Genomic DNA, 12,172 nt, shown 5'->3' on the forward strand with positions numbered 1-12,172 from the left:
GCTCAGCCGCAGCCTCTGCCCACGGGTCGGGGCCCGTGAGCGCTCACCAGTCGTGGACCGTGCCGTCCTTGAGCCGGTTGAAGGGCAGGTATGCCGGCTGGTACGGGAACCGGCCGGCCGCCTCCTCGTCGAGCTCGACCCCGAGACCGGGTGCGGTCCCCGGGTGTAGGTAGCCGTCCCCGAACGTGAACGTCTGTCGGAACACCTCGTTGGTGAGTGCTCCGTGCGGCATGTACTCCTGGATGCCGAAGTTGTGGATCGCCAGGTCGAGGTGGAGCCCCGCGGCGAAGCCGACGGGCGAGATGTCCGTGGGTCCGTGGATCCCCGACTTGACCTGGTACTGGGCGGCGAAGTCGAGCAGCCTGCGCAGCGCCGTGACGCCGCCGGTGTGCGTGACGGAGGAGCGCACGTAGTCGATGAGCTGCTCGCGGACCAGCGTCTGGTAGTCCCACACCGTGTTCAGCACCTCGCCGATGGCCAGCGGGGTGGTCGTGTGCTGGCGGACCAGCCGCAGGGCGTCCTGGTTCTCCGCCGGCGTGCAGTCCTCGAGCCAGAACAGGTCGTAGGGCTCGAGATCCCGGCCGAGCCGCGCGGCCTGGATGGGGGTCAGCCGGTGGTGCGCGTCGTGTAGCAGGGGCAGGTCGGCGCCGAACTCGCCGCGTACCGCCTCGAACACGGTCGGGACGTGCCTGAGGTAGGCCCCGGTGTCCCAGTCCTCCTCAGCCGGCAGGGGGGCGCGCTGCGCGGGCTCGTAGTGGTGCGCCCGTCCGGCGGACCGGGTGGCCGGCACGCCGTACACCGCGTCGATGCCGGGCACCGAGGTCTGCACGCGGATGGAGCGGAACCCCTCCTCGAGGTGGTGGCGGACGGAGTCGAAGAGCTCCTCGGTGTCGCGGCCGGAGGCGTGCCCGTACGCCATCACGCCGGTGCGGGAAGCGCCGCCGAGCAGCTGGTAGAGCGGCATACCGGCGGCTTTGGCCTTGATATCCCACAGGGCCACGTCCACTGCCGCGATCGCCGTCATCGTGACCGGACCGCGGCGCCAGTAGGCGGAGCGGTAGAGGAACTGCCAGGTGTCCTCGATCTGGTGCGCGTCGCGGCCGAGGAGGAGCGGGACGACGTGGTCGGCCAGGTACGACGCCACGGAGAGCTCGCGCCCGTTGAGTGTGCCGTCCCCGAGGCCGACGATGCCGTCCTCGGTCGTGATCTTCAGGGTGACGAAGTTGCGGTCGGGGCTCGTGACGATGACCTCGGCGGCGACGATCTTCACAGCAGCCCCTTCAGGTGGCCGGTCAGGCAGTCCTTGAAGGCCGCCGACTCAGGCAGGTCCTCTCCGAACACCTCCCGCACGCAGAGGAGGCCGTTCACGACCGCTGTGGCGTCACCGCCCGTGCCGGCGGCCTGGCGCAGTCGCTGGGCCAGCGGGTCGTCCAGCGGGAGCTCCTGGCCACGCCGATCCCGCGCGGTGGCGACATACGCCATCCAGGCCGCCACGGCGAGCGCGGCCCACTCAGGCGTCTCCCCCGCGGCCAGCCGGTCGCGGACCGTGCCGAGCAGCCGGAGGGGCAGCTTCTGTGAACCGTCCATCGCCACCTGGGTGGTGCGGTGCCGCAGAGCGGGGTTCGCGAACCGCTCGAGCACCTGCTCCCCGTAGGCCGCGACGTCCAGCCCCTGAGGCTGCACGAGGGTCGGGATGACGTCCTGGCGCATGAGGTTCCGTGCTGCGTCTGCCAGCTCGTCGTCCGAGACGGCCTGCGCGATGGTGTCGTAGCCGCGCAGGGCTCCGAGGTAGGCGAGCAGGGAGTGCGTGCCGTTGAGCATGCGCAGCTTCAGCTGCTCGAAGGGCGCCACGTCCGCGACGAGGTCGGCGCCAGCGCGCTCCCACGCGGGACGACCGGCGGAGAACGCGTCCTCGATCACCCACTGGCGGAACGGCTCTGCGACGACGAGCGCCTCGTCGATGCACCCGAGCAGGGCGGCGGCGTCCGCCCGGTCGGCCTCCGTCGTGGCGGGCACGATCCGGTCCACCATGGAGCTCGGAAAGGAAACGTGCTGCTCGACCCACGCGCCGATGGCGCCGCCCTCCGCTGAGGGCAGGGCGGCACAGAAGTCCATGACGAGACGGTGCAGCACGCGACCGTTGTCGATGAGGTTGTCGCACGAGAGGACCGAGATGCCGCCCGCGTCGGCCTCGGCCCGCGCCTGAAGGCCACGGACGATCTGGCCCACCGTGCTGCGGGCACCACCGGCGAGATCGGACTGCACGACCGGGTCGTCGAGGTCGAGCCGTCCGGTGGCCGCGCGCCGGTAGCCCTTCTCGGTGACCGTCAACGTCACGACGCGGACCGCGGGGTCGGTGAACCGCTGGGTGAGCCGGTCCCCCTCCTCGGCCGCGAAGAGCACGTCGGACACCTGCCCCACGATGCGCGCGGTCGGCTCCCCACTCCCCCGCTCCAGCACGGCATACAGACAGTCCTGCGGCCGAAGCTGCTCGACGACCGACGCGGAACGCTGCGTGACGCCGCAGATGCCCCAGCCCGGCTCGTCGGCGGCCAGGGCAGCGTCCTCGGTGAACACCGCCTGGTGCGCCCGGTGGAAGGCGCCGATCCCCAGGTGCAGGATGCCGACGCGTTCTGCGAGGCCGGAGGGCGGCGGCCCCGCCACCCGGGGGCCGGAGGGCACCTGTGGCAGCGAGGCCCGCGACAGGCGGCTCACAACACCGCCCCGAGCTGCCACGGCACGAACTCCTCGCCGCCCAGCGCCAGCTCCTCGCTGAAGGAGCGCCGCCCGGAGGCGGTGTCGAGGAGCAGGTCGTAGACCTGCCGGCCCATCTGCTCGAGGGAGACGCCCTGCTCGACCACGGCAGAGCAGTCCAGGTCGATGTCGCCGGCCATCCGCATCGCCAGGCTGGAGTTGGTGGCGAGCTTGACGGTGGGCACCGGCCTGCTGCCGAACACGGAGCCACGCCCGGTGGTGAAGCAGATGAGGTTGGCGCCGCCGGCGACCATGCCGGTCACCGAGACGGGGTCGTAGCCGGGGGTGTCCATGAACACGAACCCGGGGGTGGGGATCGGCTCGGCGTACCCGCACACCGCGTGGAGCGGGCTGTGGCCGCCCTTGGCCACCGCACCGAGCGACTTCTCGAGGATGGTGGTGATGCCGCCCTCCTTGTTGCCAGGCGAGGGGTTGCCGTCGAGCGTCGTGCCCTGCGACGCGGTGTAGTCCTCCCACCACGCGATCCGGTCGAGGAGCGCCTGGCCCACCTCGGGCCGGACGGCACGCTCGGCCAGCATCTGCTCGGCCCCGTAGACCTCCGGGGTCTCCCCCAGCACGCTCGTCCCGCCGGCCGCGACGATCAGGTCGCTGGCGACGCCGAGCGCCGGGTTCGCGGTCAGCCCCGACCAGGCGTCGGAGCCGCCGCACTGGAGGCCGAGGACGAGGTGCTCGACGCCCACCTCCTCACGCCGGGTCCCGCGCAGGTCAGCGGCCATCCCACGGACCAGCTTCTCCCCCTGGGCGATCGCGGCAGCGGTGCCACCCGCGTCCTGGATGGTGAACGACTCGTGCGGCAGCGCCTCGTCCAGGCCCAGGTCGCGCATCAGCCCGCTCACCGCGTTGACCTCGCACCCCAGCCCCAGCACCACGAGGGCCCCGATGTTGGGGTGGTGGGCGTAGCCACTGAGGGTTCGCTGGAGCACATCCCAGCCCTGCCCTCGGCTCGCCATGCCGCATCCCGTCCCGTGGGTCAGGGCGACCACGCCGTCGACCCCCTCGGGGTGCAGGGCCGCAACCTCGTCCTCCATGCGACGCACCACCTGGCGCGCCACCGTGGCCGAGCAGTTCACCGTGGTGAGCACCCCGATGTAGTTACGCGTGGCGACGGCGCCGCTGGTGCGCCGGATGCCCTGGAAGGTGCGGCGCAGGTCGGCGGGCAGGCTGGGCAGACCCGCGGTCGACGCGCCGCCCGAGGCGAGGGCGGACGCGCCCTCCGGCAGGGCCAGGTTGTGGACGTGGATGTGCTCGCCGCGGCGGATGGGCGCAGTGGCGACGCCGATGACGTGGCCGTACTTGCGGACGAGGTCGCCGGCGGCGATGTCGTGCAGGGCCACCTTGTGACCGCGCGGGATGTCACTGGCGATGGTGACCTGGTGAGCATCACCGGGAAGCGAGACGGTGGCTCCGGCCAGGATCGGGTCGTGGGCGATGGCGACGTCGTCGCCCTCGGACAGGCGCAGCAGCTGCTCGCTCATCGGTTGGTCAGCTCCTCAGCAGGCCGCGCGGCGACCAGGGCTCGGCGGGTCTCGGAAAGGGTTGGTACGTAGCCCGTGCCGCCCTGGCCCTGGACCGACAGCGCGGCGGCGCTGGTGGCCAGTCGGACGGCGTCGACGAGCGAGTCGCCGAGTGCCAGTCGGGCGGCCAGCGTCCCGGTGAGGCAGTCACCGGCACCGGTCTGGTCGACGACCCGGGGCGCGGGCAGCCCGGGGACGTGCTCGACTCCGGCCGGGGAGGACACCCAGGCTCCGGCCGGCCCACAGGTCATGACGACTGCGCCGGCCCCCAGCGCCGTGAGGGAGGTCAGGGCGGCCTGGGGGACGGTGTCGGCCGGTAGGCCGAGGAGCTGTCCGGTCTCGCCGGGCCACGACGGCGTGATGACCTCGGCGTGAGGGGCGATGCGGCGCAGTGCCGCCGACGCCTCGGCTGACGTGGTCAGCCGTGTGCGGAAGTTGGGGTCGTAGACGAAGCGGCCGCTCACCTGCGCGGCGTGCAGCACGGCCGCCGCCGCGGACGAGGAGATGGCGCAAGCGATCCCGCTCGCCACGACAACCCCCGCCGTGCTGAGCAGGGAGTCGTCGAGGTCCTCCGTGCCTAGCTGCGACCCGGCGCTTCCCCGGCGCACATAGGTGAACGCGCGCTCACCGTCGGGGTCGGCATGGGTCAGGTACAGGCCATGCTGGCCAGGCGCCCGGATGACCCGCGACGTGTCGACGTCGAGCTGCCGCACGCGGGCGAGCAGCTCGTCGCCGAGCTCGTCGTCGGGAACCCGTGCCACCAGGGCGACGTGGGCACCGGCCGCGGACGCCGCGGCCGCTGTGTTGAGCGCGTCCCCGGAGAACCCGAGGCGGAAGGCGGCTCCGTCATGGAGCCCCTCCAGCGACGACAGCTCCACGAGGACCTCACCGAGCACGACGACATCCGGGGCGCCGCCCGGCATACGGCCGGTTGTCGGGGCGCTCACGGCTCCGGCTCCTCCTTGACCTGGGCCACCAGCTGGGTGGGGTTCACGAACCGCAGGGCCACCACGAGCAGAACCATCATCACGCTCATGTAGATCACGGCCATCGCGTCCACCGACTGCTGCGCCCGGATGCCTGCGGCGTTCATGGAGTTGAACAGCGCCACCACGAGGGTGGTGGAGTCGGGGCCGGCGGTGAGGAAGGTGAGCTCGAACATGCCGACCGTGCGGACCAGGACGAGGATCGACGAGGCGAGGATGCCGGGCACCAGCAGCGGCGCGAGGATCCGCGTGAAGATCGAGAGCGTGCGGGCCCCTGACATGCGGGCGGCCCGCTCGATCGCAGGGTCGATCTGCTCGATGAAGGGCGTCATCGTGAGGATGACGAACGGTACGCAGGGCACCAGGTTCGCGAGGATGACGCCGGAGAGGTTGCCCGCGAGGTTGAACTTGTAGAGCACCGTCGCGAGCGGGATGCCGTAGGTGATCGGCGGCATCATGATCGGCAGCAGGAACGCGAGGTAGACGACCTTCTTGCCGGGGAAGTTGCGCCGCGCCAGGACATAGGACGCGGGAACCCCGACCAGCACCGAGAGGACGACCACGGCGGCGGCGACCTCGAGAGTGGTGATGATGACCTGCAGGAGGGCGAAGTCGGTCCAGGCCTGGCTGTACCAGCCGGCGGTGACGCCCTGCGGCAGCCAGGTGCCGAACCACCTCGTACCGAACGAGTTCACGAGGACGGAGCCGACGATGCCGACGAGGAAGATCATGAAGAGCACGACCGCTCCCCACACCGTCCAGGCGGCCGGGCTGGCGGCGATTCGCCGGCGTCTGTCGGCGGCGTGTGTGCCGCCCGCTGTTGGTGCGTTGACGGCGGTCATCAGCCCTTGCCTCCTGTGGACCCGACGTAGAACCTGCTTCGCCACAGCAGCACCACGGCGATGACGAGCAGCTCGACAGCGCCCATCACCATCGCGATCGCCGAGGCGAACGGGTAGTCGTACTGCTCGTAGGCCGCCTGGTAGGCAGCGATGGAGATCACCCGCGTGGCGCCCGTGGGGTCACCGACGAGGATCGCCGAAGGGAAGACGCTGAAGGCCAGCACGAAGGTGAGGCAGAACGTCGTAGCGAGTCCGGGAGCCAGCAGGGGCAACGTGATTCGCTGGAACCTGGCTCGCCAGTCGGCGCCCAGCGTCGCCGCCGCCCGCTCCAGGCTGGGGTCGATCCCCGAGATGTAGGACAGGATCAGCAGGAAGGCGAAGGGAAAGCCGGTGATCACCAGGGAGAAGAAGACGCCCCAGTAGTTGTTGATCAGCCGCACCGGGTGGTCGACCAGCCCGATGCTCATGAGGGTGCGGTTGAACCATCCCGCCGGGCCCAGGAAGTTGAGCAGGCCCTCGGCCGTCAGCACCGTCCCCAGCGTGATGGGGATGACGAGCAAGGTGGTGATCAGGCGCTTCCCGCGGAACTTGCCCCGCATCCGGTAGGCGATCGGCACGGAGGCCAGCACGTTGAACAGCGCCGCAGGGACCGAGAGGCGCAATGTCTTCCAGATCGTGTCGCGCTGGAACGAGTCGGAGAAGAACCGCTGGTAGTCCGCGAACGCGCCACCACCCTTCGCCGGCTGGAACGACAGGCCCAGGCCGTAGAGGAAGGGGTAGACGAACAGGCCGATGACGAAGACGACGGCCGGCAGCAGGAGCAGCAGCTGGCTGTCGACACCGCGCTCGGCGAGCCGGTGCCGCACGCTCAGACCTGGGTGCTGGGTGGCCGCCTCGGTGCTCACGGCGCCTCCCCGCCAGCCCGGCTGAGCACTGGCGCGCCGACGCTGCTCGATGCACCATCGCCCAGAACCGGGACACCGGCGGGCGGCGCCTCGTCGCCGAGCGGGAAGACGAGCAGCCGCTCTGGCGCCACGGAGACCGAGATCGCCTCGCCTGCGGTCACGCGCTCGGGAGTGCGTAGGTGGAGCCGGTGGCCCTCTGGGGTGCGCGCCTCCACCGCGAGCTCGCGGCCCTGGTACTCGACGACCTCCACCATGGCCCGTATGACGTTCCCCCCGCCGTTGGCGGCTGCCGCCGGCTGCACGACCAGGTCCTCGGGACGCACGCCGGCCACGACGCGCTCCCCGGAGGACACCTGGGCCATGGCAGTGGCGGCCAGCCGGATCCCCGGGCCCTCCACGACGACCTGGCGCCCGCCGGCCTCCTGGACCTTCACGGTGAGGAGGTTGCGGAAGCCCATGAAGTCGGCCACGTGCCAGTTGGTCGGCTTGGTGTGCAGCTCCTCGGGGGTGCCGATCTGCTGCACCCTGCCCTTGCGCAGGACGACGAGGCGGTCTGCCATCGACAGCGCCTCCTCCTGGTCGTGGGTGACGTACACCGTGGTGAGGCCGAGGCTCTGGTGCAGCCGCCGGATCTCGGTGCGCATCTCGAGGCGCAGCTTGGCGTCGAGGTTGCTCAGCGGCTCGTCCATGAGGACGAGCGACGGCTCGAGTACCACCGCGCGGGCGATGGCGACACGCTGCTGCTGTCCACCGGAGAGCTGGCCCGGCAGCTTGCCGGCGTGCTCCTCGAGCTGCACGAGGCGGATGGCCTCCTCGGTGCGACGGGTGACGTCCGCCTTGGGAAGGCGGCGCATCTGCAGACCGAAGGCGATGTTGCTGCGTACCGTCATGTGCGGGAACAGTGCGTAGTTCTGGAACACCATCCCGAACCCACGGCGCTCCGGCGGCAGGGTGTCTATGCGCTTGCTGTCCTGCCAGATGCTGCCCGCCGTGAGCGGAAGCAGCCCGGCGAGGCAGTTGAGCGCGGTCGACTTCCCGCAGCCTGACGGCCCGAGCAGAGCGATGAACTCGCCCGCCCGGATCGTCAGGTCGAGGTCCTGCAGAGCGTCCTGGCCGCCGAACCTGCGGCCGACCCCGTCGAGGCGGAGCTGCTCGAACTCGGTCTTCTCAGTCACTGCTTCTTCACCTTCGAGCCACCGATCTCGCGATCCCACTTGTCGAAGGCGGCGACCATCGACTTGTTGTCCAGCGGAACCTCCTTGGGGGTGTCCTTGATCAGCGCGTCGTACTCCGGGCGACCGAACTTGGCGATGGCGTCCTGGCTCTTCTTGGGGGCCATGGAGATGTCGACACCGTCGACGGCCGGGCCGGGGTAGAAGTAGCCGTCGTCATACGCCTTGGCCTGCTGCTCCTTGGTGAGCATGAACTGCACGAGCTGCAGCACGGCCGCCTGCTGGTCGGCCGAGGCGCCCTTGGGGATAACCGCGTAGTGCGCGTCGGTGACGAAGTGGAAGCCCTTGAGGGTGCTGATCTTCGCGGACTCGGGCACCGTGCCCAGGACGCGCGGGTTGATGTCCCAGCCGGTAGTGGTCGCCAGGATGTTGACCGTGCCGTTGGCCAGGTCCTTCATCGTCGCGGTGGTTCCGGTCTGGTAGGTGTTGATGTACTTGCCCAGCTCAGCCAGGTACGCCCAGGTCTTGTCCCAGCCGTGGATCGGGTCCTTGGGGTCCTTGTCCCCGAGGATGTACGGCAGGCCCATGAGGAACGTGCGGCCCGGGCCGGAGTTGGCCGGTCGGGCGTACTCCACCTTGCCGGGGTTCGCCTTGGCGTAGGCGAGCAGCTCCTCAGCGCTCTTCGGGGGGTTCGGGACCTTGTCGGGCATGTACTCGAGGAGCGGCCCGGAAGGGTAGTAGGTCACGACGACGCCGTTGTTGCCACCGAGCTCCTGCATCTTCGCAGCGGGCTCCTGGTAGGTGCTCATGTTGCTCAGGCGATCCTTGTACTTGGGCAGGACCTCCTGCCACAGCCCCTGCTCACTGCCGGCCGACAGGCCGTCGGTGCCGGTGAGGACCAGGCCGATGTCGACACGGCCGGCGCCCTGCTGCGCCTTGATCTTGCCGACGAGGTCGGGCGCGGGCGCCTTGGAGTAGGTGACGCGCGAGATGACGTCGGGGTGCTGCTTGACGAAGTCGTCGATCATGCCTTGGGTCAGCTGCAGGTTGCCGGCGACGTCGAGGATGTTCAGCGTCACAGCCTTGGACGGCTTGGTGGGGACCTCCCCGTTCCCCGAGCCGCCACCCTGGGCGGACGTGTTGGGGGCGCCGCAGGCGGCGACGAGCCCCGCGAGGACGGCGCTCGAGGCGAGCAGAGTGGTGCGCTGGGTGATACGCATGGTGTTCCCTTCTTCAGAGCCGCGAAGCGCGGCGCCGGCCCGACGGCTCGGACGTGGTCGTGGGGGCCGGTGCGGTGGTATGCCGTACCAGCAGTTCGGTGGGCAGCTCCCGCGCCGGACCCGTGCCGGCGGCCGGGTCGCCGAGCAGGTGCAGCAGGAGGTCGATGGAGGTGCGGCCGGCCTTCTCCTTGGGGATGTCGAGGGTCGTCAGCGCGGGGTGGACCATGGCCGACAGCTGGATGTTGTCGATCCCTACGACGCTGACCTGGCTGGGCACGTCGATGCCCCGGTCGCGCAGCGCGCTCAGCAGCCCCAGGGCGACGAGGTCGTTGTAGGCGATCACCGCGGTGACACCGCCGATGAGCGTGCCCTCGACGGACTCCATGCCGCCGTCGAAGGTCGGCGCGAAGTGGCCCAGCTCGACCAGCTCGACCGCCGCGGCGGCCGCCGCGGCGCGGAGCCCTCGCAGCCGCTCCTTGGTGGACCAGCTGGAGCGCGGGCCGGCGACGAAGCCGATCCGGCGGTGCCCCAGACCGGCGAGGTGGTCGATGACCTGGCGCATGCCGTCGGCGTTGTCCATGGCCACGGCCGGGATCGAGCCGGCCTTGCGGTTGACGAGGACCACCGGGCAGTAGGTCGCGGCCTCCCGCAGCTCGGACGGCTTCATGCGGGGAGAACACAGAATGATCCCGTCGACCTGCTTGGCCAGAGACCGGACCAGACCGAGCTCGGCCGTCGGGTCCTCGTCGGTGTCGGCGACGAAGACCTGGTAGTCCGCGATGTGGGCCTGCTGCTGGATCCCCTTGACGATGGAAGGGAAGAACGGGTTCGCGAGGTCGGGGAGGATCAGCCCGATGTTGCCGGTGCGTCCGGTGATCAGGCCCCGGGCCGCCCGGTTGGGGCGGTAGCCCAGGTGGTCGGCCACCTTCATGACCCGCTCGCGGGTGGTCGGGTCGACGATGTCCGGGAGCGAGAGGGCCCGGGAGACGGTGGAGGGAGAGACGCCCGCGGCCTTGGCCACGTCCCGGATGGTGACAGCCATCAGGGCCTCCCTCGTCGTTGAGTCGGTGTTCGTTGAGTCCGGTGTTCCGGAAGAGTCTGAAACCGTTTGCAGGGCGATGTCAATGCCTTGCCGGAACTTTTTCTGCCGGGCCTCGGCCGCTCGGCTCCTTGCCGGATTCCTTTCAATGGCGCGAACTACGACTTTACGCGCCAGGGTTGCAACTGCCCTGGACGGCGTGCAACGCTTTGCATCGCGTGCTCCGTCGCCGCTGTCGGCCGGCCGAGCCGACCGACGTCACCAGGAGCTCTCATGTCCTCGCCCTTGACCCTGCACCCGGACCGCGCCCTGCCCGCAGAGCCCTCGATCCGCTCGATCGCACGGACGCTGTACAGCCAGACGGCCGGCCTTCCGCTGGTCTGCATGCACGGGCACGTGGAGGCCTCGGTGTTCTCCGACAACCCGGCGTTCCCCGACCCGGCCGGCCTGCTCATCACGCCGGACCACTACGTCACGCGCATGCTGGTCTCACAGGGGATGTCCCCCGAGGACCTGGGCGTCCAGCGCATCGACGGAGCACCGGTGGAGACCGACGCCCGAGCCATCTGGCGCCGCCTCTGCGAGAACTGGCGTCTGTTCCGAGGCACCCCGTCGCGCTACTGGCTGGAGCATGAGCTCGTGGAGGTCTTCGGTGTCGACCTGCAGCCTTCTTCTGAGACCTCCGACGCCATATTCGACGCCATCGCTGCCCGGCTGGCGCAGGACGACTTCCGGCCCGTGCAGCTGCTCGACCAGTTCCGCATCGAGCTCATCTCGACGACGGACCCGGCGACCTCCACCCTGCACGAGCACAGCCGGCTCGGGGAGCAGGGGCTCGGAGAGCGCGTGGTGCCGACGTTCCGGCCGGACGCGGTCGTGCACGTCGACAGCCCCGACTGGCAGCGCGACGTCAAGACTCTGGGCGAGCTGGCAGAGGCGGACACCTCGTCGTACGCGGGTTTCCTCGAGGCGCTGCGGTCACGGCGTCAGTGCTTCATCGCGGCGGGTGGGCTGGCCACCGACCACGGGCACCTGTCGGCGGACACGACGCCGCTGGCCGAGTCGGAGGCGACCGACGTCTTCCGGCGCGCGTGGAACGGCGAGGTGACCGCTGAGGAGGCCAGCGCCTTCGCGGGGCACATGCTGCACGTCATGGCTGGGATGTCGCGGGACGACGGTCTGGTGATGCAGATCCACCCCGGTGTGGCGCGCAACCACCACAGCGCAACGTTCGCCGCTTTCGGCGCCGACAAGGGCTTCGACATCCCGGTCGCCACTGAGTACACCCGGTCACTGCGGCCGATGCTGGAGAGCTACGGGCGAGACCCCGGCTTCCGCGTCATCCTCTTCACCGTCGACGAGACCGTCTACAGCCGCGAGCTCGCGCCCATCGCGGGGGTCTACCCGTCGGTCCGCCTCGGCGCGCCGTGGTGGTTCCTCGACAGCCCTGACGGTATGCGGCGCTTCCGGGAGCTGGCTACCGAGACGGCCGGCTTCTACAACACCTCCGGGTTCGTCGACGACACGCGGGCCTTCGCGTCCATCCCGGCCCGCCACGACCTGTCGCGCCGCATCGACGCCGGCTACCTCGCCCGGCTGGTCGCGGAGCACCGGCTGAGCGAGGACGAGGCCGCGGAGACGGCCGTGGACCTGGCGTACAACATCCCGAAGGCGGCCTACGCCCGCCGAGGCTGAGTCATAGGGCACGTGCTCAGCCGG

10 protein-coding genes are annotated in these 12,172 nt (G+C 70.4%); 1 reads left to right on the plus strand and 9 read right to left on the minus strand.

Features of this window, described 5'->3' with window-relative positions; translation table 11 throughout:
* Positions 1-43 precede the first annotated feature (43 nt).
* From manD to PHA84_RS11525, 9 genes are read right to left on the minus strand one after another with little or no spacing between them, the layout of a single operon-like run.
* Entirely contained in the window at positions 44-1,270 is a 1,227-nt protein-coding gene (gene manD / locus PHA84_RS11485; RefSeq protein WP_270888238.1) for a D-mannonate dehydratase ManD, read from the minus strand.
* A complete protein-coding gene (locus PHA84_RS11490; protein ID WP_270888239.1) occupies positions 1,267-2,736 on the minus strand; it encodes a mannitol dehydrogenase family protein in 1,470 nt (489 codons plus the stop codon). Before PHA84_RS11490 ends, manD begins: the two co-directional genes overlap by 4 nt.
* Positions 2,712-4,250, minus strand: a complete 1,539-nt coding sequence (locus tag PHA84_RS11495) for a UxaA family hydrolase (protein ID WP_270888240.1) — start codon at positions 4,248-4,250, stop codon at positions 2,712-2,714. The genes PHA84_RS11490 and PHA84_RS11495 overlap by 25 nt, the downstream gene beginning before the upstream one ends.
* Positions 4,247-5,236, minus strand: coding sequence for a sugar kinase (locus PHA84_RS11500; protein ID WP_270888241.1), 990 nt, complete (start codon positions 5,234-5,236; stop codon positions 4,247-4,249). Before PHA84_RS11500 ends, PHA84_RS11495 begins: the two co-directional genes overlap by 4 nt.
* Positions 5,233-6,117, minus strand: coding sequence for an ABC transporter permease (locus PHA84_RS11505; protein WP_270888242.1), 885 nt, complete (start codon positions 6,115-6,117; stop codon positions 5,233-5,235). The genes PHA84_RS11500 and PHA84_RS11505 overlap by 4 nt, the downstream gene beginning before the upstream one ends.
* Positions 6,117-7,022, minus strand: coding sequence for an ABC transporter permease (locus tag PHA84_RS11510; protein WP_270888243.1), 906 nt, complete (start codon positions 7,020-7,022; stop codon positions 6,117-6,119). Before PHA84_RS11510 ends, PHA84_RS11505 begins: the two co-directional genes overlap by 1 nt.
* The gene (locus tag PHA84_RS11515; protein WP_270888244.1) at positions 7,019-8,197 is read right to left on the minus strand and encodes an ABC transporter ATP-binding protein; all 1,179 of its coding nucleotides are present in this window, start codon (positions 8,195-8,197) and stop codon (positions 7,019-7,021) included. Before PHA84_RS11515 ends, PHA84_RS11510 begins: the two co-directional genes overlap by 4 nt.
* Entirely contained in the window at positions 8,194-9,414 is a 1,221-nt protein-coding gene (locus tag PHA84_RS11520) for an ABC transporter substrate-binding protein (protein ID WP_270888245.1), read from the minus strand. The genes PHA84_RS11515 and PHA84_RS11520 overlap by 4 nt, the downstream gene beginning before the upstream one ends.
* 13 nt (positions 9,415-9,427) lie before the next feature.
* On the minus strand, positions 9,428-10,456 hold the full coding sequence (locus PHA84_RS11525) for a LacI family DNA-binding transcriptional regulator (protein WP_270888246.1): 1,029 nt from the start codon (positions 10,454-10,456) through the stop codon (positions 9,428-9,430).
* Between the two features lie 270 nt (positions 10,457-10,726).
* Here PHA84_RS11525 and uxaC point away from each other — a divergent pair, with 270 nt between their 5' ends.
* On the plus strand, positions 10,727-12,148 hold the full coding sequence (gene uxaC, locus PHA84_RS11530; RefSeq protein WP_270888247.1) for a glucuronate isomerase: 1,422 nt from the start codon (positions 10,727-10,729) through the stop codon (positions 12,146-12,148).
* Positions 12,149-12,172: the final 24 nt, after the last annotated feature.

It is taken from the genome of Pedococcus sp. 5OH_020, assembly GCF_027812955.1.
Taxonomy (GTDB): Bacteria; Actinomycetota; Actinomycetes; order Actinomycetales; family Dermatophilaceae; genus Pedococcus.

Excerpts from the sequence above, each read along its gene's own strand:
- PHA84_RS11495 (WP_270888240.1), bottom strand. The coding sequence starts at position 4,250 with ATGAGCGAGCAGCTGCTGCGCCTGTCCGAGGGCGACGACGTCGCCATC.
- PHA84_RS11505 (WP_270888242.1), bottom strand. The coding sequence starts at position 6,117 with ATGACCGCCGTCAACGCACCAACAGCGGGCGGCACACACGCCGCCGAC.
- PHA84_RS11520 (WP_270888245.1), bottom strand. The coding sequence starts at position 9,414 with ATGCGTATCACCCAGCGCACCACTCTGCTCGCCTCGAGCGCCGTCCTC.
- uxaC (WP_270888247.1), top strand. The coding sequence starts at position 10,727 with ATGTCCTCGCCCTTGACCCTGCACCCGGACCGCGCCCTGCCCGCAGAG.
- PHA84_RS11525 (WP_270888246.1), bottom strand. The coding sequence starts at position 10,456 with ATGGCTGTCACCATCCGGGACGTGGCCAAGGCCGCGGGCGTCTCTCCC.